Source organism: Streptomyces spinosisporus (genome assembly GCF_022698145.1).
Classification (GTDB): Bacteria; Actinomycetota; Actinomycetes; order Streptomycetales; family Streptomycetaceae; genus Streptomyces; species Streptomyces spinosisporus.
Map to the genome: position 1 here is coordinate 145,493 of NZ_JALDAX010000015.1, position 18,392 is coordinate 163,884.

Here is an 18,392-nt window from a genome sequence, read left to right on the forward strand (position 1 = left end):
CACAGTGATGTACAAGCTTTTCTTCCGTCTGGTGTTCAAGCGGATGGACCCGGAGCGGGCCCACCACCTGGCGTTCCGGTGGATCAGGCTCGCGGTCCGCATCCCGGTGCTGCGCACCTTCGTCGCCGCCGCGCTCGCGCCCCGCCACAAGGAACTGCGCACCGAGGCGTTCGGGCTGCGCATGCACGGCCCCTTCGGGCTCGCCGCCGGCTTCGACAAGAACGCCGTCGCCATCGACGGCATGTCGATGCTGGGCTTCGACCACGTCGAGATCGGCACCGTGACCGGCGAGGCGCAGCCCGGCAACCCCAAGAAGCGGCTGTTCCGGCTGGTGAAGGACCGCGCGCTGATCAACCGCATGGGCTTCAACAACGAGGGCTCGCTGGCCGTGGCGGCCCGCCTGGCGTCCCGTGAGCCGGTCTTCAGGACCGTCGTGGGCGTCAACATCGGCAAGACCAAGGTCGTCCCCGAGGACGAGGCCGCCGCGGACTACGTCACGTCGACCGAGCGCCTGGCGCCGTACGCCGACTACCTGGTCGTGAACGTCTCCTCGCCCAACACGCCGGGTCTGCGCAATCTGCAGGCCACCGAGGCGCTGCGCCCGCTGCTGAGGGCCGTCCGCGAGGCCGCCGACCGTACGGTGACCGGCCGTCGCGTCCCGCTGCTGGTGAAGATCGCACCGGACCTCGCCGACGAGGACGTGGACGCCGTCGCCGACCTCGCCGTGGAGCTCGACCTGGACGGGATCATCGCCACGAACACCACCATCGCGCGCGAGGGACTCGGTTTGACATCCGAACCCTCGCTCGTCAAGGAGGCCGGCGGCCTGTCCGGAGCACCCCTGAAGACCCGCTCCCTGGAGGTGCTGCGCCGCCTCTACGCGCGCGTGGGCGACCGCATCACCCTGGTGGGCGTCGGCGGCATCGAGAACGCCGAGGACGCCTGGCAGCGCATCCTGGCCGGCGCCACCCTGGTGCAGGGCTACAGCGCCTTCATCTACGAGGGTCCCTTCTGGGCCCGCGCCGTCCACAAGGGCCTCGCCGCCCGCCTCCGCACCAGCCCGTACGCCACCCTCGCCGACGCGGTCGGCGCCGACACAAGGAAGACCGCATGAGCGCTCTCGACCCCTTCGGTACCCGTCTGCGCCGCGCCATGGACGAACGCGGCCCGTTGTGCGTCGGCATCGACCCGCACGCCTCGCTGCTCGTCGAGTGGGGTCTCAACGACGACGTCGCCGGTCTGGAGCGGTTCAGCCGCACGGTCGTCGAGGCGGTGGCCGACCGGGTCGCCGTGCTGAAGCCGCAGAGCGCGTTCTTCGAGCGCTTCGGGTCGCGCGGCATCGCCGTACTGGAGAAGTCGGTCGAACAGGCGCGGGCGGCCGGTGCGCTGGTCCTGATGGACGCCAAGCGCGGCGACATCGGCTCGACCATGTCCGCGTACGCCGAGACCTTCCTGCACAAGGACTCGCCCCTGTTCTCGGACGCGCTCACCGTCTCGCCCTACCTCGGCTACGGCTCGCTCTCCCCGGCCGTCGCCCTCGCCCGGGAGAGCGGCACGGGCCTGTTCGTGCTCGCGCTGACCTCCAACCCGGAGGGCGGCGAGGTGCAGCACGCGGTCCGTGCCGACGGACGGAACGTGGGGGCGACGATGCTGGCGCACCTCGCCGCCGAGAACGCGGGCGAGGAGCCGCTGGGCTCCTTCGGGGCGGTCGTCGGCGCCACCCTGGGCGATCTGTCGACGTACGACCTGGACATCAACGGGCCGCTCCTGGCGCCCGGCATCGGCGCCCAGGGGGCGACGCCCGCCGATCTTCCCCGGGTGTTCGGCGCGGCGGTGCGCAACATGGTGCCGCACGTCAGCCGGGGAGTGCTGCGGCACGGTCCGGACGCCGGGGCGCTGCGCTCGGCCGCGGACCGTTACGCGGAGGAGATCCGGGTCGCCGTGGCGGCCGTGTGAGGTCTTCGTGACGGCCCTCCGCGGCCGTCACGACCCTCCTCGCGGGCGTTCCGGCCGGTCGAGCGAGTCCTCCGACGAGTGGCCGGACGAGTGTTCTAGGAACGGCTTGAGCCTGGATACATGCTCAAATCCGGGGCAGTATGTTCTAAATGTCCGACCTGGCGGAGGCTGACCAGGACTTTTCCGCTGTTCTCGCTGACTCTGGCGGACTTGCCCGCTAGTCTCCGACGAGAGTCAACGGGCAAGCGTGTTGCTCGTGGCTCCCCAGGTGTGGGGCGACTAGGTTCCTCACCGGTCCGTATCCGACAGTTCGACATCCGAGGTGACGTAGGCGTGGCTCTTCCGCCCCTTACCCCTGAACAGCGCGCAGCCGCGCTCGAAAAGGCCGCCGCGGCTCGCCGGGAGCGGGCCGAGGTCAAGAATCGACTCAAGCACTCCGGCGCCTCCCTGCACGAGGTCATCAAGCAGGGCCAGGAGAACGACGTCATCGGCAAGATGAAGGTCTCCGCGCTGCTCGAGTCCCTGCCGGGCGTGGGCAAGGTCCGCGCCAAGCAGATCATGGAGCGACTCGGCATCTCCGAAAGCCGCCGTGTGCGCGGCCTCGGTTCCAACCAGATCGCCTCCCTGGAGCGTGAGTTCGGCAGCACCGGCTCCTGAGTCCGGGTTCCCGGGACCGGGCGTCCCGGGCACTTGGGGATTGCTGGAATAATCGCTGCATGGCTGCAACATCCCGGGGGACGACCCCCGAGCCCCCGGACGCACGTCCGCGGCTGACCGTGCTCTCCGGCCCCTCCGGGGTCGGCAAGAGCACGGTCGTCGCGCATATGCGCAAGGAACACCCCGAGGTCTGGCTCTCGGTGTCGGCGACGACCCGCAGGCCCCGCCCCGGCGAGAAGCACGGTGTCCACTACTTCTTCGTCACCGACGAGGAGATGGACAAGCTGATCGCCAACGGCGAGCTGCTGGAGTGGGCGGAGTTCGCGGGCAATCGCTACGGCACGCCGCGTGCGGCCGTGCTGGAGCACCTCGAGGCCGGCGTGCCGGTCCTGCTGGAGATCGACCTCCAGGGCGCCCGGCAGGTCCGCGAGACCATGCCCGAGGGCCGGCTGGTGTTCCTGGCTCCGCCCTCCTGGGAGGAGCTCGTGCGCAGGCTCACCGGGCGGGGCACCGAACCGCCCGAGGTGATCGAGCGCCGCCTGGCCGCGGCGAAGATCGAGCTGGCGGCCGAGCCGGAGTTCGACACGACCCTGGTCAACACCTCCGTCGAGGACGTGGCGCGCGAGCTGCTAGCCTTGATGGATGTCCTGTGATCACGAGTGATGTGATCACGACCGATCTTTTCCCATCCATCGGAAGGTAGAGCGTGTCCTCTTCCATCTCCGCGCCCGAGGGCATCATCAACCCGCCGATCGACGAGCTCCTCGAGGCCACCGACTCGAAGTACAGCCTCGTGATCTACGCGGCCAAGCGTGCCCGCCAGATCAACGCGTACTACTCGCAGCTCGGCGAGGGCCTCCTCGAGTACGTCGGTCCGCTCGTCGACACCCACGTCCACGAGAAGCCGCTCTCGATCGCCCTGCGCGAGATCAACGCGGGTCTGCTGACGTCCGAGGCCATCGAGGGTCCCGCGCAGTAGTACTCGCAGTAGTACTTTCGTATCGCATTCGGTTTTTCCACAGGCCCGGCAGCGCGACTGTCGGGCCTGTGGTGTGTCATGGAGTCCGTACGTTCGACGAAGGGGAGGCCCGGTGGACAAGCCGAAGGTCGTGCTGGGGGTCAGCGGCGGCATCGCCGCGTACAAGGCCTGTGAGCTGCTGCGCAGGCTGACGGAGTCGGGACACGACGTGCGCGTCGTGCCGACCGCCTCCGCCCTGCACTTCGTGGGCGCCGCGACCTGGTCCGCCCTGTCCGGCCACCCCGTCTCCACCGAGGTCTGGGACGACGTCCACGAGGTCCCGCACGTCCGCATCGGCCAGCACGCAGATCTCGTTGTCGTCGCCCCGGCCACCGCGGACGTCCTCGCCAAGGCCGCTCACGGCCTCGCCGACGACCTGCTCACCAACACGCTCCTGACCGCCCGCTGCCCGGTCGTCTTCGCCCCCGCGATGCACACGGAGATGTGGGAGCACCCGGCCACCCAGGAGAACGTGGCGACGCTGCGCCGCCGCGGCGCCGTCGTCATCGAGCCCGCCGTCGGCCGGCTCACCGGCGTCGACACCGGAAAGGGCCGGCTGCCCGACCCGGCGGAGATCTACGCCGTCTGCCGCCGTGTGCTCGACCGCGGCGTCACCGAGCCCGACCTCAGGGGCCGGCACGTCGTGGTGAGCGCGGGCGGCACCCGCGAGCCCCTCGACCCCGTGCGCTTCCTCGGCAACCGCTCCTCCGGCAAGCAGGGGTACGCGCTCGCCCGCACCGCCGCGGCGCGCGGCGCCCGGGTCACGCTCGTTGCCGCGAACACCGGCCTGCCCGACCCGGCGGGCGTGGACGTCGTCCCGGTCGGCACGGCCGTCCAGCTGCGCGAGGCCGTGCTGAAGGCCGCCGCGGACGCCGACGCCGTCGTGATGGCGGCCGCGGTCGCGGACTTCCGCCCCGCGGCGTACGCGTCCGGGAAGATCAAGAAGAAGGACGACAAGGAGCCCGACCCCATCGTCCTCGTGCGCAATCCGGACATCCTCGCGGAGATCTCGGCGGAGCGCGCCAGGGCCGGTCAGGTGATCGTGGGCTTCGCCGCCGAGACCGACGACGTCCTGGCCAACGGCCGGGCGAAGCTGGCACGAAAAGGCTGTGACCTTCTCGTGGTGAACGAGGTGGGGGAGCGCAAGACCTTCGGCTCCGAGGAGAACGAGGCGGTGGTGCTGGGCGCCGACGGCACCGAGACCCCGGTCGCCCACGGGCCCAAGGAGCACCTGGCCGAAACGGTGTGGGACCTGGTGGCGCAGCGCCTCACCTGAATGTTCCATCCGCTTCTCGGACCTCTCACACCTCTGCCACAGAGGTGTGGCGCCTCTGGCCAAGGCCGCCGGGATCCGGGCAGAATGCCCGTGCCCGAGGTCACAGCACTCCCGAGAGGCGAGACAGGGAGGCCGATGGCGGGGTACGACCGATAAACTGTTCTCGGACGACACCGGGCGCAGCCCCCGGGCCGTCCGCCTATGATCAGCCAGCAGCCGCTGCAACCCCAGGGAGCGTTGTGTCCCGTCGCCTGTTCACCTCGGAGTCCGTGACCGAGGGTCACCCCGACAAGATCGCTGACCAGATCAGCGACACCATTCTCGACGCGCTTCTGCGCGAGGACCCGACCTCCCGGGTCGCGGTCGAGACCCTGATCACGACCGGCCTGGTGCACGTGGCCGGTGAGGTCACCACCAAGACGTACGCGGACATCGCGACCCTCGTCCGCAACAAGATCCTCGAGATCGGCTACGACTCCTCCAAGAAGGGCTTCGACGGCGCCTCCTGCGGTGTCTCGGTGTCCATCGGCGCGCAGTCCCCCGACATCGCCCAGGGCGTCGACACGGCGTACGAGTCCAGGGTCGAGGGCGACGAGGATGAGCTGGACCGCCAGGGCGCGGGCGACCAGGGCCTGATGTTCGGCTATGCCACGGACGAGACGCCCACCCTCATGCCGCTGCCGATCTTCCTGGCGCACCGCCTGTCGAGCCGCCTGTCCGAGGTCCGCAAGAACGGCACCATCCCCTACCTGCGCCCCGACGGCAAGACGCAGGTCACCATCGAGTACGACGGCGACAAGGCCGTCCGCCTCGACACGGTGGTCGTCTCCTCGCAGCACGCGAGCGACATCGACCTGGAGTCGCTGCTCGCCCCCGACATCCGCGAGTTCGTGGTGGAGCCGGAGCTGAAGGCGCTCCTGGACGAGGGCATCAAGCTGGACACGGAGAACTACCGCCTCCTCGTCAACCCCACCGGCCGCTTCGAGATCGGCGGTCCGATGGGCGACGCCGGCCTCACCGGCCGCAAGATCATCATCGACACCTACGGCGGCATGGCCCGCCACGGCGGCGGCGCCTTCTCCGGCAAGGACCCGTCCAAGGTCGACCGCTCCGCCGCGTACGCGATGCGGTGGGTCGCGAAGAACGTGGTCGCCGCGGGCCTCGCCTCGCGCTGCGAGGTCCAGGTCGCGTACGCCATCGGCAAGGCCGAGCCGGTCGGTCTCTTCGTGGAGACCTTCGGCACCGCCAAGGTCGACACCGAGAAGATCGAGAAGGCCATCGACGAGGTCTTCGACCTCCGCCCGGCCGCGATCATCCGCGACCTCGACCTGCTCCGCCCGATCTACGCCCAGACCGCGGCCTACGGCCACTTCGGCCGTGAGATCCCCGACTTCACCTGGGAGAAGACGGACCGCGTGGACGCCCTGCGCAAGGCCGTGGGCCTGTAGGTCCCTGCGACGTGCCGAGAGGCCCGGTTCCCTTCGGGGGGCCGGGCCTCGGCGTGTTCCCGGCGGTGAGGTCGCCCGCCGGTCGGGAACTCGGGGGCGCGTCGGTGTCAGTGGGCTTTGCAAGAATGCAGGGGTGAGCAGCGAGGACGGGCCGGTGGACGGTGGGGCCGAGGGGGCGCCGCCCGAGCAGCTTGCGCTCATCCGGGAGAGCGTGCGCAAGGCCCAGGTGCCGAGGGCCAAGCCGCGGACGTGGCGGGGGGCCGCGCTGGCGAAGGAGCTGCCGGTGGCGCGGGTCCTGGTCGACAAGGGCGTACTGCATCTCGACCGGTACTTCGACTACGCCGTGCCGCAGGAGCTGGACGCCGACGCCCAGCCGGGCGTGCGGGTGCGGGTGCGGTTCGGAGCCGGGCGGCACCGGGTGCGCGAGGGACGGCGTGAGGGCGGCGGGCTCATCGACGGCTTCCTCGTCGAGCGGCTGGCGGAGTCCGACTACTCGGGACCGCTCGCGGCGCTGGCCCAGGTCGTCTCGCCGGAGCCGGTGGTGAGCGAGGAGCTGCTGGGACTCGCGCGGGCCGTGGCCGACCGGTACGCGGGCAGTCTCGCCGATGTGCTGCAGCTCGCGGTGCCGCCGCGCAGCGCGCGCGCCGAGCAGCGCTCCTCGCCCGAGCCGCTGCCGCCCCCGGGGGTGCCCGAGGCGGGGTCCTGGGAGCGGTACGAGCGAGGGGCCGGCTTTCTTCGGTCGCTGGCGACCGGGGGCGCGCCGCGCGCGGTGTGGAACGCGCTGCCCGGGCCCGAGTGGAGCGACGAACTGGCGCGTGCCGTGGCCGCGACCCTGGCCTCCGGACGCGGTGCGCTCGTCGTGCTGCCCGACGGGCGGGCGGTCGCGCGGGTCGACGCCGCGCTCACCGAACTGCTGGGGGAGGGCCGGCATGCGGTGCTGACCGCCGACGCCGGACCCGAGAAGCGCTACCGCGAGTGGCTGGCGGTGAGGCGCGGATCCGTGCGGGCCGTCGTCGGGACCCGGGCCGCGATGTTCGCCCCGGTGCAGGACCTCGGCCTCGTCGCCATCTGGGACGACGGGGACGACAGCCACAGCGAGCAGCACGCCCCCCAGCCGCATGCGAGAGAAGTGCTGCTGCTGCGGGCGGCGCTCGACAAGTGCGCTTTTCTGCTGGGGAGTTGGAGCTGCACCGTGGAGGCCGCGCAGCTCGTCGAGAGCGGCTGGGCCCGGCCGCTGGTCGCCGTGCGCGAGCAGGTGCGAGCTGTCGCTCCGCTGGTCCGGACCGTCGGTGACGGCGATCTCGCACGGGACGAGGCCGCCCGGGCCGCCCGGCTGCCGACGCTCGCCTGGCAGGCCGTCAGGGAGGGCCTGCGGCACGGCCCGGTGCTCGTGCAGGTCCCGCGGCGGGGCTACGTCCCCCGGATGGCCTGCGCCAACTGCCGTGCTCCCGCGCGCTGTCGGCACTGCTCGGGGCCGCTGGAGGGGCAGGAGTCGGGAGCGGCCCTGCGGTGCGGGTGGTGCGGGCGCGACGAGGCGGCCTGGCACTGTCCGGAGTGCGGGGCGCACCGGCTGCGGGCACAGGTCGTGGGGGCGCGGCGGACCGCCGAGGAGCTGGGGCGCGCGTTTCCCGCCGTCGCCGTGCGCACCTCCGGGCGCGAGCAGGTGCTCGACACCGTGCCGGGCGCGCCCGCGTTGGTCGTGAGCACGCCCGGCGCCGAGCCGGTCGCCGAGGGCGGCTATGCGGCCGCCCTGCTGCTGGACGGCTGGGCCATGCTGGGACGGCCCGATCTGCGCGCCGGTGAGGACGCGTTGCGCAGATGGATCGCGGCCGCCGCGCTCGTGCGGCCGCAGAGCGCCGGCGGCACCGTGGTCGTCGTCGCCGAGCCGACGCTGCGGCCGGTGCAGGCGCTGGTGCGCTGGGATCCCGTCGGACACGCGGTGCGCGAACTCGCCGAGCGCGCCGAGCTGGGCTTCCCGCCGGTGTCGCGGATGGCGGCGGTGTCCGGGCCGGGGGAGGCCGTCACCGAGTTCCTGCGCACCGTCGAACTGCCCCGGGACGCCGAGGTGCTGGGCCCCGTCCCGCTACCGGTCACCACCGCGGGTCGGCCACGCCGGCCGGGCGCCCCACCCCCGGGCGAACGCTGGGAGCGCGCCCTGGTCCGGGTACCACCGGGGAGCGGTGCCGCCCTGGCTTCGGCACTGAAGTCGGCCCAGGCGGCGCGCATGGCCCGGGGACCCGGGGAGCCGGCGGTGCGGGTGCGGGTCGATCCGCCGGACATCGGGTGAGGGCTGTGCGGGCGGCGGGCGTATGGGGGCGGTGCCGCGACGTCTGTCTGTCCGGTGCGGATGGCCCGGGGCTCGGGGGCCGGGGGAGTCCGCGAGGTGCGGGTGCGGGTCGATCCCCCCGGCGTCAAGCGAGGCCCGCTCGGGGGCCCGGTGTGCTCGCTCGGCGGACCGGCCGCGCTGGAGCGACCCGGCGCAAGCGTCTGCCCTCCCGGCAGGGGTGGCCCGGGAGGGCAGGGGAAGAGGTGGCTCAGCCGTTGCGTGGGCCGGGGAAGGCTGTGGGCCTTGGGTCCTCGCGGAGGGCGGGGCTGCCGGAGGTCGGCTGGGTCGGCATGGAGCGGGCCGCGGGGACCGTCGGGACCGTCTGGACGCCGGTGTTGACGCCGACCGGCAGGGAGCCCGTCGGCTCGGTGGCCCGCTCGCTCTCGGCGGCCGCCTGGGTCGCGGCGCGGCGGGCGCCGTAACGGCGGTGCACCGCCTGCTTGGTGACGCCGAGCGCGGAACCCACCGCGTCCCACGAGAAGCCGAGGGAGCGGTCGAAGTCCACCGCCGCCGTGACCAGGGTCTCGACACTGTCCCGCAGTTCCTGCGCGAGGCGGACCGTCGGGGCGGGAGCGCGTCCGTAGACGACGAAGCCCGTGGAGGGACCGGAGCGGCGCGGACGGTAGACGTTGCCCAACTGCGCGGTGAGGGTGCGCAGTGCGTCCACCTGCCGGCGGACCCGCTCGATGTCCCGCACCAGCAAGTGCAGGCTGGCCCGAGCCTGGGCGTCGTGGGTTGCGTGGTCGGCCATGAACAAGCCTCTCGAACCGGCGATGAAAAGGGTCCGGGCCGCGTGATGCGGCCCGTTGTGGTCAACTCTTTCTTGACCAACGTGTTTTTGCTCCGCGGGTCACGGTCAGGGGGCGTAGGGGCATATGCATACGCCCCCGGGGGCGGCCGCGCGCCGCGGACCTGGGCGGATTCCCGGCCGTCCGCGCCCACGGACACGGCACCGTCCGGCGGTGGTCATAGACTTGTGCGTCGCCGCACCAGCCCCCGCCCGAGAGGCCCCGCCCACCCATGAAGCTCGTCTTCGCCGGTACCCCCGAGGTCGCCGTTCCCGCCCTGGACGCTCTCATCGCCTCCGAGCGGCACGAGGTGGCCGCCGTCGTCACGCGCCCCGACGCACCGGCCGGCCGGGGCCGCAGGCTCGTCGCCTCACCGGTGGCGCAGCGGGCGCAGGACGCCGGCATCGAGGTGCTGAAGCCGCTCAGGCCGAAGGAGCCCGCATTCCTGGAGCGGCTGCGGGAGATCGGCCCCGACTGCTGTCCCGTGGTCGCCTACGGCGCGCTGCTGCCCCGCGTCGCCCTCGACGTCCCCGCCCACGGCTGGGTCAATCTGCACTTCTCGCTGCTGCCCGCCTGGCGCGGTGCCGCACCGGTGCAGCACTCGATCATGGCCGGCGACGAGATGACGGGCGCGTCCACCTTCCTCATCGAGGAGGGCCTCGACTCCGGGCCCGTCTACGGCACGGTCACCGAAACGATCCGCCCGACCGACACCAGCGGCGACCTGCTCACCCGACTCGCCTTCGCCGGCGCGGGGTTGCTCGCCGCCACGATGGACGGCATCGAGGACGGCTCCCTGAAGGCGTTGCCGCAGCCCGCCGAGGGCGTCACCATGGCGCCGAAGATCACCGTCGAGGACGCCCGGGTGGACTGGGCCGCCCCGGCGCTCAGGGTCGACCGCGTGGTGCGGGGCTGCACCCCGGCGCCCGGTGCCTGGACCACCTTTCGGGGCGAGCGGCTCAAGCTCATCCAGGTCACGCCCGTGCCGGACCGCACCGACCTCGCACCGGCGCAGCTGGCGGTCGGCAAGAACAGCGTGCACGCGGGCACCGGTTCGTACGCCGTGGAGCTGCTGTGGGTGCAGGCCCAGGGCAAGAAGCCGATGCGCGCGGCGGACTGGGCGCGCGGCGCGCGCATCACCGACGGGGAGACCCTCGGCGACTAGCGGCGCCCCGCGCGGGAGTCCCCGTACGACGAGCGGGAGCACCGGCACCAGAGCTGAAGGCACCGGCACGACGGCCGGGACGTACCCTTGGTGCGTATCTCTCTCAGACTTCCGGAGCACCTTTTTCGTGAGCGACACCTCCCGTGGGCCGCGCAGGCCCGGCAAGCCCTACCGGCGGCCGAAGAAGGACCCCGTCCGCATCCTCGCGTTCGACGCGCTGAGGGCCGTGGACGAGCGGGACGCGTACGCCAACCTCGTGCTCCCGCCGCTGCTGCGCAAGGCACGCGAGAAGGGCGACTTCGACGCGCGGGACGCGGCGCTCGCGACTGAGCTGGTGTACGGCACGCTGCGGCGGCAGGGGACGTACGACGCGATCATCGCGGCCTGTGTGGACCGGCCGCTGCGCGAGGTCGACCCCCCGGTGCTGGACGTGCTGAGCCTCGGTGTGCACCAGCTGCTGGGGACGCGCATCCCGACCCACGCCGCCGTGTCGGCCACCGTCGAGCTCGCCCGGGTGGTGCTCGGCGACGGCCGGGCCAAGTTCGTCAACGCCGTGCTGCGCAAGGTCGCGCAGCACGATCTGGACGACTGGATCGAGCGCGTCGCGCCGCCCTACGACGAGGACCCCGAGGACCATCTCGCCGTCGTCCACTCGCACCCGCGCTGGGTCGTCTCCGCGCTGTGGGACTCCCTCGGCGGCGGCCGGGCCGGTCTGGAGCGGCTGCTGGAGGCGGACAACGAACGGCCCGACGTCACCCTGGTCGCGCGGCCCGGCCGGGCCACGACCGAGGAACTGCTCGGCGAGGAGGCGGCCGTGCCTGGGCGCTGGTCGCCGTATGCCGTACGGCTGGCCGAGGGCGGCGAACCCGGCGCCATCGAGGCCGTACGCCAGGGCCGTGCGGGGGTGCAGGACGAGGGCAGCCAGCTCGTGGCGCTGGCGCTCGCCGCCGCGCCGGTCGAGGGCCGCGACGAGCTGTGGCTCGACGGGTGCGCGGGCCCCGGCGGCAAGGCCGCGCTGCTCGGTGCGCTCGCCGCCCAGCGCGGTGCCACCCTGCTGGCCTCCGAGAAGCAGCCCCACCGGGCGGGGCTCGTGGCCAGGGCCCTGGACGGCAACCCCGGGCCCTACCGGGTCATCGCCGCCGACGGCACCCGGCCGCCCTGGCGCCCCGGCTCCTTCGACCGCGTGCTGATGGACGTGCCCTGCACCGGGCTGGGCGCCCTGCGCAGACGGCCCGAGGCGCGCTGGCGGCGCCGTCCCGAGGACCTGGACGGGTTCGCTCCGCTGCAGCGCGCCCTGCTCGCCGGCGCCCTGGACGCCGTACGGGTCGGCGGCATCGTCGGCTACGCCACCTGCTCGCCGCACCTCGCCGAGACCAGGGCCGTCGTCGACGACCTGCTCAAGCAGCACCCCGAGGCCGAACTCGTCGACGCGCGCCCCCTCCTGCCGGGCGTACCGGATCTCGGCGAGGGCCCCGACGTACAGCTGTGGCCGCATCTGCACGGCACCGACGCCATGTATCTGGCGCTCATTCGGAGGACTGGCTGATCCGCGCCTCGGGCTGTGCCGCCGCGGCCGTTCCCGCGTCCTGACGGGCCAGCCGGTGCGGCCACCACACCTTCCGGCCGACGTCCAGGAAGAGCGAGGTGACCAGCACCGACCGTACGACGAAGGTGTCCAGCAGGACGCCCAGCGCGACGGCGAAGCCGATCTCGGCGAAGGCGACCATCGGCAGGGTGCCGAGGGCGGCGAACGTGCCCGCCAGCACCAGGCCGGCCGAGGTGATGACCGCGCCCGTCGCGGCGAGGCCCGTCACCACGCCGGGGCGGGTGCCCTGGTGGCCGGCCTCCTCACGGATGCGTGTGGTCAGGAAGATGTTGTAGTCGATGCCCAGCGCCACCAGGAACACGAAGACGAACAGCGGGAAGTCCGTCTGCTCGCCCGCGTAGTCGAAGATGTGCCGGAAGGCGAGCGCGCTGGCGCCGAGGGCCGCCGCGAACGACAGCACCACGGTGCCGATCAGCAGCAGCGGGGCCACCAGGGCGCGCAGCAGGGCGCCCAGGATCAGCAGGACGACCACGAGCACCGCCGGGATGATCACGAGGTTGTCGTGCGTCGTCGCCGCGTCCATGTCCAGCAGGGCGGCAGTGCCGCCACCCACCTGGGCGTCGGCGTCCGGCACCGCGTGGACGGCGTCCCGGACCCGTTCGACGGTGTGTTTCGCGGCCTCGCTGTCGGACGGGTCGGTCATCGTGGCCTCGAACAGCACCTGGCCCTGGTGCTCGGGTTTCGTGCCGGGCGGCACCGTGAGGCTTTCGGGCACCACGCCCCTGATGTCCGCGACCACCTCGCGGACCTCCGCGCCCTGGGCCTGGTTCGAGACGATCACCAGCGGATCGCCGCTGCCCGCCGGGAAGTAGCGTTCCGAGACCTCCTGACCGGTGATCGAGTCCGGCTTGCCGGTGAAGGCGTCCGCGTTGCTGATGCCCTGGGCCCGCAGCTGCAGCAGGCCCAGGGAGATCAGGGCCAGGGCCGCCGCCGTCGCGGCCCAGATCGCGCGCGGGTTGCGGGCCATGGTGCGGCCCATCCGGGCCCAGACACCGCGCTCGGTCGGGTCGGCCGAGCCGAAGTGCGGGATCACCGGCCAGAAGATCCAGCGGCCGAAGATCAGCAGCAGGGCGGGGAACAGCGAGAGCATCGCCAGGAGTGCGACCGCCACACCGATCGCGGCCACCGGGCCCAGGCCGCTGGTCGAGTTCATCTCGGCGGCCAGCAGCACGAGCATGCTGATGACGACCGTGGCGCCCGAGGCCAGCACGGCCGGGCCCGCCCGGTGCAGGGCCAGGGCCATCGCCTCGTGGCGGTCCTCGTGCCGGCGCAGCTCCTCCCGGTAGCGGGCGACCAGGAGCAGGGCGTAGTCCGTCCCCGCGCCGAACACGAGCACCGTCAGGATGCCCGCGCTCTGGCCGTTGACCGTGAGTCCCGCGTGCTTGGCCAGCAGATAGATCAGTGCCTGCGCGGTGAACAGGGAGACGACCACGGAGATCAGCGGGACGAAGAGCAGGGTCGGGCTGCGGTAGGTGAGCAGCAGCATCACGATGACGACGCCCATCGCCGAGAGCAGCAGCGTGGAGTCGATGCCCTCGAAGGCCTCGGAGAAGTCGGCCGAGGTGCCGCCGGGACCGGTGACATGCACGGCGAGACCGCCCGTGCTGCGGCCCGTACGGTCACGGATGGAGTCGACGGCGGGCGCGATCCGCTCCCAGCCCTTCTCGTCCATCGTGATCGGCACATAGATCTGCGCCGCCTCGGGGGCCGACCGCTCGTTGTAGACGGGACCGCGGGTCTCGGCGCCGCGGATGCCGTGCGCGGTCAGCTGCCTGAGCTGGTCGGCGTCCTGCGCGATCTTGTCCCGGTCCTGGGCGGTGAGGCCGCCCTCGCGCGCGTAGACGACGACGGCCGGGATCTGTTCCGGCCTGAACTCGTCGGACGCGTCCAGGACTTGGGTGGACTCCGCGGAGCCCGGCAGCCAGGACGCGGCGTCGTTGTCCTGCACGTCGGTGAGTTTCGAGGCGAGCGGCGCCGCGAGCACGAGCACCACCAGCCACAGGGCCACGATGACCCACTTGCTGCGATGCCCGGTCAGGACTCCGATGAGGCCCTGGCGCACATGGCGTCCGTGCCCCTTGCCGTCCGTCTTCCCCTCGGTCATGGCCACCCCCGTAGCCCGTGGGCCGCCCAGCATGGCATGCCGGGGCCCGGTGCGACATCCGAAGAACGCCCTGGGTCCGGACCGGCGCGAACAAACGTGCCCGGACATGGCAGGCTTGGGGCATGGCAGCGCAGATCAATCCCAGCATCCTGTCCGCCGACTTCGCCCGCCTCGCGGACGAGGCGAGGGCGGTCGAGGGAGCCGACTGGCTCCATGTCGACGTGATGGACAACCATTTCGTCCCGAACCTCACGCTCGGTGTGCCGGTCGTAGAGTCTTTGGCCCGTGCGACGGACACCCCGCTGGACTGCCATCTGATGATCGAGGCCCCCGATCGGTGGGCGCCCCAGTACGTCGAGGCGGGGGCCGGATCCGTCACCTTCCATGTCGAGGCGGCCACCGCCCCGGTGCGGCTCGCCCGGGAGATCCGCGCCAAGGGCGCCCGCGCGTCCATGGGGCTCAGGCCCGCGACGCCCATCGAGCCGTACGAGGACCTGCTCCCCGAGCTCGACATGCTGCTGATCATGACCGTGGAGCCGGGCTTCGGCGGGCAGGCGTTCCTCGACATCATGCTCCCGAAGATCCGCCGTACCCGCGAGTTGATCAGCAAGCACGGCCTGGAGCTCTGGCTGCAGGTCGACGGCGGTGTCTCGGCCTCCACCATCGAGCGCTGCGCCGAGGCGGGCGCCGACGTCTTCGTCGCGGGATCCGCGGTCTACGGCGCCGACGACCCGGCCGAAGCGGTCCGCGCACTGCGCGCCCGGGCCGAGAACGCGACATCGAAGGCGTCCTGGGCATGCGACCACTGACCGACCAGAACGTGAACAGCTACGTGAACGCCGCCCATCAGGGCGGATCAAGTACGCCGGATCTGCAAGGATGAACGGCGAATCCAGTGCGTGAACAGCAGTGAGGAGATCGCCGTGTCGGGTATGACGGCGGGCCGGTCAGCAGTACGGATGGGACCCGCTGAGCTGGTGCAGGCGGCGGCCATGGCCCGCCGCTTCTACCTCGAGGGCAAGTCCAAGATCCAGATCGCGGAGGAGTTCGGCGTCAGCCGCTTCAAGGTGGCCCGGGTCCTGGAGACGGCGCTCGAGCGGGACCTCGTGCGCATCGAGATCCGTGTCCCGGCCGAGCTGGACGCGGAGCGCTCCGACGCGCTGCGCGCCCGCTACGGCCTCAGGCACGCGGTGGTGGTCGAGTCCCCGGCCGAGATCGACGAGTCGCCCGACCCCGAGAACCTCGGTGAGGTGGCCGCCGACCTGCTCGGCGAGCTGGTCAACGAGGGCGACGTGCTCGGCCTCGCCTGGGGCCGCTCCACCATCCACATGGCCGCGGCCCTGGACAGGCTGCCGCCGTGCACGGTGGTGCAGCTGACGGGTGTCTACGACGCCGGGACGGCCGAGCGCGGGTCCGTCGAGGCCGTGCGCCGCGCCGCCCAGGTGTCCGGCGGCGACGCCCACCCCATCTACGCGCCGATGCTGCTGCCGGACGCGGCCACCGCCTCCGCGCTGCGCAACCAGACCGGGATCGCCCGCGCCTTCGAGTACTTCGACAAGGTCACGGTCGCCTGTGTCTCCATCGGCTCCTGGGAGCCGGGCATCTCGACGGTGCACGACATGCTCAGCGACGAGGAGCGCGCGCACTACGCCTCCCTCGGAGTCGCCGCCGAGATGTCCGCGCACCTCTTCGACAGCGAGGGCCGCAGGGTCGGACGGGACCTGGGGGAGCGGTGCATCACGGTCAAGACCGACCAGCTCCGCCGTATCCCCGAGGTCGTCGCGATCGCGGGCGGTGCGCGCAAGGCCGCCGCCATCGACGCGGTGCTGCGGTCCGGGCTCGTCACCAGCCTGGTGACGGACACCTCCGCCGCGGACGTCCTGATGACCTCGGGCCCCACCCCGAGGTCCGCTCTCAACAGGTCGGACCCCGACGGCCCCTGACGGCAGGTCAGCAGGCGTACGGCCGCGGTGGCAGCGCCGACATGGTGCCGCGGCACCACCCACGAATCGTTCAGGGCGGAGAACGGATGACGGAGCTCGTCGTCACGCTGGACCTCGACGGGGTCACGGACAAGGCGGGCCTGATGGACCGCTGCGCGCGTGCCCTCGGGCTGCCCGACTGGTTCGGTCGCAACTGGGACGCCCTCGCCGACAGCCTCTCCGACCGCGCCCTGTGGCCCGAGGGCGCGGTCGAGCGGGGGCTGCTCGTCGTCGTACGGGGCTGGCGGCCCTACGCCGAGGCGCGCCCCGACGAATGGGGGACGGCCCAGGAGGTGTTCGCCGAGGCGGCCGACCGCACCCCGGCGCTCTCGGTGGCACTGGCTCTCGGAGGATCCTCCAAGTGACCCTCTGACCAGCCTGGACGATCTGCCCGGGCATCGCATTCCAGCCGACATGGGACAATGAAGTACGTGCTCTTCCCCCTGGCTGACCTGTCCGGGGGCCACCTCTGATCGACTGGGATGTGCAGCACGTGCGTTTCCTCAACGACATCCAGCCCGCCTACGACCTGACGTACGACGACGTCTTCATGGTCCCGAGCCGTAGTGCGGTCGGCTCGCGGCAGGGCGTGGACCTCAGCTCCCCGGACGGCACGGGCACCACGATCCCGCTGGTCGTCGCCAACATGACCGCCATCGCAGGCCGTCGCATGGCCGAGACGGTGGCCCGGCGCGGCGGCCTCGTGGTCATCCCGCAGGACATCCCGATCGAGGTCGTCACCGAGGTCGTCTCCTGGGTCAAGAGCCGCCACCTGGTGCTCGACACCCCGATCGTGCTCTCCCCGCACCAGACCGTCGCCGACGCGCTGGCCCTGCTGCCCAAGCGTGCGCACAACGCGGGCGTCGTCGTCGACGGGGACGGCCGGCCCGTCGGTGTCGTCACCGACGCGGACCTGACCGGCGTCGACCGCTTCACCCAGCTCGAGGTCGTCATGTCGCGCGACCTGCTGCTCCTGGACGCCGGAATCGACCCCCGCGAGGCCTTCAACCGGCTCGACGCGGCCAACCGGCGCTACGCCCCGGCCGTGGACGAAGCCGGCCGCCTCGCCGGCATCCTCACCCGCAAGGGCGCCCTGCGCGCCACGCTGTACACACCGGCCACCGACGCGCGGGGCAGACTGCGCATCGCCGCCGCCGTGGGGATCAACGGCGATGTCGCGGGCAAGGCCAAGCAGCTGCTCGACGCGGGCGTCGACACGCTCGTCATCGACACGGCGCACGGCCACCAGGAGTCGATGATCGGCGCGATCAAGGTGGTGCGGGCACTCGACCCGCAGGTCCCGATCGTGGCCGGGAACATCGTCGCCGCCGAGGGCGTACGGGATCTGATCGAGGCGGGCGCGGACATCGTCAAGGTCGGCGTGGGACCCGGCGCCATGTGCACCACCCGCATGATGACCGGCGTGGGCCGGCCCCAGTTCTCCGCCGTCCTGGAGTGCGCCGCCGAGGCGAAGAAGTACGGCAAGCACGTGTGGGCCGACGGCGGTGTCCGCCACCCGCGCGACGTCGCCATGGCGCTGGCGGCCGGCGCCTCCAACGTGATGATCGGCTCCTGGTTCGCGGGCACCTACGAGTCCCCGGGCGACCTGCAGCAGGACGCGAACGGCCGCCTGTACAAGGAGTCCTTCGGCATGGCCTCCGCGCGCGCGGTCCGCAACCGCACGTCGGAGGAGTCGGCCTACGACCGCGCCCGCAAGGCGCTGTTCGAGGAGGGCATCTCCACCTCCCGGATGTTCCTCGACCCGGCCCGCCCCGGCGTCGAGGACCTCATCGACTCGATCATCGCGGGCGTCCGCTCCTCCTGCACCTACGCCGGGGCCAACTCCCTGGAGGAGTTCGCCGAGCGGGCCGTCGTCGGCATCCAGAGCGCCGCGGGCTACGCGGAGGGCAAGCCCCTGCACGCCAGCTGGAGCTGAACGGACGGGGGTCCCCGTGTGCAACGAATGGGCACCCCCGCCGAGAGGAACGCAACGATCTTGCGCGCACATGCAAGGTTGCTGCATTACGCCCGTGAAGCCCGGACCCGTAGGGTCATGCGCTGTACGT

The 18,392-nt window shown here is 72.2% G+C and carries 16 protein-coding genes; 14 read left to right on the forward strand and 2 right to left on the reverse strand.

Annotated elements, in window-relative coordinates; genetic code table 11:
* Positions 1 to 7: 7 nt before the first annotated feature.
* The 8 genes from MQN93_RS32345 (at position 8) to MQN93_RS32380 (ending at position 8,642) form a co-directional block, all read left to right on the forward strand.
* Positions 8 to 1,114 (forward strand): quinone-dependent dihydroorotate dehydrogenase, encoded by a 1,107-nt coding sequence (locus MQN93_RS32345; RefSeq protein WP_242712350.1) that lies wholly within the window; start codon positions 8 to 10, stop codon positions 1,112 to 1,114.
* Positions 1,111 to 1,956, forward strand: coding sequence for an orotidine-5'-phosphate decarboxylase (gene pyrF / locus MQN93_RS32350; protein WP_242712351.1), 846 nt, complete (start codon positions 1,111 to 1,113; stop codon positions 1,954 to 1,956). The genes MQN93_RS32345 and pyrF overlap by 4 nt, the downstream gene beginning before the upstream one ends.
* A 333-nt stretch (positions 1,957 to 2,289) precedes the next feature.
* Entirely contained in the window at positions 2,290 to 2,613 is a 324-nt protein-coding gene (locus MQN93_RS32355; RefSeq protein ID WP_003977346.1) for an integration host factor, read from the forward strand.
* A gap of 59 nt (positions 2,614 to 2,672) precedes the next feature.
* Entirely contained in the window at positions 2,673 to 3,266 is a 594-nt protein-coding gene (gene gmk, locus MQN93_RS32360; RefSeq protein ID WP_016434213.1) for a guanylate kinase, read from the forward strand.
* Positions 3,267 to 3,319: 53 nt separating this feature from the next.
* Positions 3,320 to 3,592 carry a DNA-directed RNA polymerase subunit omega gene (gene rpoZ / locus MQN93_RS32365; RefSeq protein WP_003977348.1) on the forward strand — a complete coding sequence of 91 codons (273 nt, stop codon included), beginning with the start codon at positions 3,320 to 3,322 and terminating at the stop codon, positions 3,590 to 3,592.
* 112 nt (positions 3,593 to 3,704) lie between these two features.
* Positions 3,705 to 4,907 (forward strand): bifunctional phosphopantothenoylcysteine decarboxylase/phosphopantothenate--cysteine ligase CoaBC, encoded by a 1,203-nt coding sequence (coaBC, locus tag MQN93_RS32370; RefSeq protein WP_242712352.1) that lies wholly within the window; start codon positions 3,705 to 3,707, stop codon positions 4,905 to 4,907.
* 239 nt (positions 4,908 to 5,146) lie between these two features.
* Positions 5,147 to 6,355 (forward strand): methionine adenosyltransferase, encoded by a 1,209-nt coding sequence (metK, locus tag MQN93_RS32375; protein ID WP_016434211.1) that lies wholly within the window; start codon positions 5,147 to 5,149, stop codon positions 6,353 to 6,355.
* Positions 6,356 to 6,488: 133 nt separating this feature from the next.
* Entirely contained in the window at positions 6,489 to 8,642 is a 2,154-nt protein-coding gene (locus MQN93_RS32380; protein WP_242712353.1) for a primosomal protein N', read from the forward strand.
* A gap of 247 nt (positions 8,643 to 8,889) precedes the next feature.
* Here the strand turns inward: MQN93_RS32380 and MQN93_RS32385 are convergent, their stop codons facing one another.
* Positions 8,890 to 9,432 carry a hypothetical protein gene (locus tag MQN93_RS32385; RefSeq protein ID WP_016434209.1) on the reverse strand — a complete coding sequence of 181 codons (543 nt, stop codon included), beginning with the start codon at positions 9,430 to 9,432 and terminating at the stop codon, positions 8,890 to 8,892.
* A gap of 269 nt (positions 9,433 to 9,701) precedes the next feature.
* Here MQN93_RS32385 and fmt point away from each other — a divergent pair, with 269 nt between their 5' ends.
* On the forward strand, positions 9,702 to 10,634 hold the full coding sequence (fmt, locus tag MQN93_RS32390; RefSeq protein WP_242712354.1) for a methionyl-tRNA formyltransferase: 933 nt from the start codon (positions 9,702 to 9,704) through the stop codon (positions 10,632 to 10,634).
* Positions 10,635 to 10,761: 127 nt separating this feature from the next.
* The gene (locus MQN93_RS32395; protein ID WP_242712355.1) at positions 10,762 to 12,180 is read left to right on the forward strand and encodes an RsmB/NOP family class I SAM-dependent RNA methyltransferase; all 1,419 of its coding nucleotides are present in this window, start codon (positions 10,762 to 10,764) and stop codon (positions 12,178 to 12,180) included.
* Here MQN93_RS32395 and MQN93_RS32400 read toward each other — a convergent pair.
* Complete coding sequence (locus MQN93_RS32400) at positions 12,161 to 14,344, reverse strand: MMPL family transporter (RefSeq protein ID WP_242712356.1); 2,184 nt, start codon at positions 14,342 to 14,344, stop codon at positions 12,161 to 12,163. The two genes, MQN93_RS32395 and MQN93_RS32400, sit on opposite strands and share 20 nt — an antisense overlap.
* Positions 14,345 to 14,466: 122 nt before the next feature.
* On the opposite strand from MQN93_RS32400, the gene rpe reads away from it, so the two are divergent.
* The 4 genes from rpe to MQN93_RS32420 all read left to right on the forward strand — a co-directional run bounded on the left by rpe (position 14,467) and on the right by MQN93_RS32420 (position 18,262).
* Positions 14,467 to 15,153 (forward strand): ribulose-phosphate 3-epimerase, encoded by a 687-nt coding sequence (gene rpe / locus MQN93_RS32405; protein ID WP_242712357.1) that lies wholly within the window; start codon positions 14,467 to 14,469, stop codon positions 15,151 to 15,153.
* A gap of 90 nt (positions 15,154 to 15,243) precedes the next feature.
* Complete coding sequence (locus MQN93_RS32410; protein WP_078516590.1) at positions 15,244 to 16,287, forward strand: sugar-binding transcriptional regulator; 1,044 nt, start codon at positions 15,244 to 15,246, stop codon at positions 16,285 to 16,287.
* Positions 16,288 to 16,373: 86 nt separating this feature from the next.
* Entirely contained in the window at positions 16,374 to 16,691 is a 318-nt protein-coding gene (locus MQN93_RS32415) for a barstar family protein (protein ID WP_242712358.1), read from the forward strand.
* A gap of 128 nt (positions 16,692 to 16,819) precedes the next feature.
* A complete protein-coding gene (locus tag MQN93_RS32420) occupies positions 16,820 to 18,262 on the forward strand; it encodes a GuaB1 family IMP dehydrogenase-related protein (RefSeq protein ID WP_242712417.1) in 1,443 nt (480 codons plus the stop codon).
* The last annotated feature ends 130 nt before the right edge of the window (positions 18,263 to 18,392 follow it).

Bases quoted from the DNA above. Each gene is read 5' to 3' on its own strand.
- MQN93_RS32345 (WP_242712350.1), top strand. From the start codon at position 8: ATGTACAAGCTTTTCTTCCGTCTGGTGTTCAAGCGGATGGACCCGGAG.
- pyrF (WP_242712351.1), top strand. From the start codon at position 1,111: ATGAGCGCTCTCGACCCCTTCGGTACCCGTCTGCGCCGCGCCATGGAC.
- gmk (WP_016434213.1), top strand. From the start codon at position 2,673: ATGGCTGCAACATCCCGGGGGACGACCCCCGAGCCCCCGGACGCACGT.
- MQN93_RS32385 (WP_016434209.1), bottom strand. From the start codon at position 9,432: ATGGCCGACCACGCAACCCACGACGCCCAGGCTCGGGCCAGCCTGCAC.
- fmt (WP_242712354.1), top strand. From the start codon at position 9,702: ATGAAGCTCGTCTTCGCCGGTACCCCCGAGGTCGCCGTTCCCGCCCTG.
- MQN93_RS32400 (WP_242712356.1), bottom strand. From the start codon at position 14,344: ATGACCGAGGGGAAGACGGACGGCAAGGGGCACGGACGCCATGTGCGC.
- rpe (WP_242712357.1), top strand. From the start codon at position 14,467: ATGGCAGCGCAGATCAATCCCAGCATCCTGTCCGCCGACTTCGCCCGC.
- MQN93_RS32415 (WP_242712358.1), top strand. From the start codon at position 16,374: ATGACGGAGCTCGTCGTCACGCTGGACCTCGACGGGGTCACGGACAAG.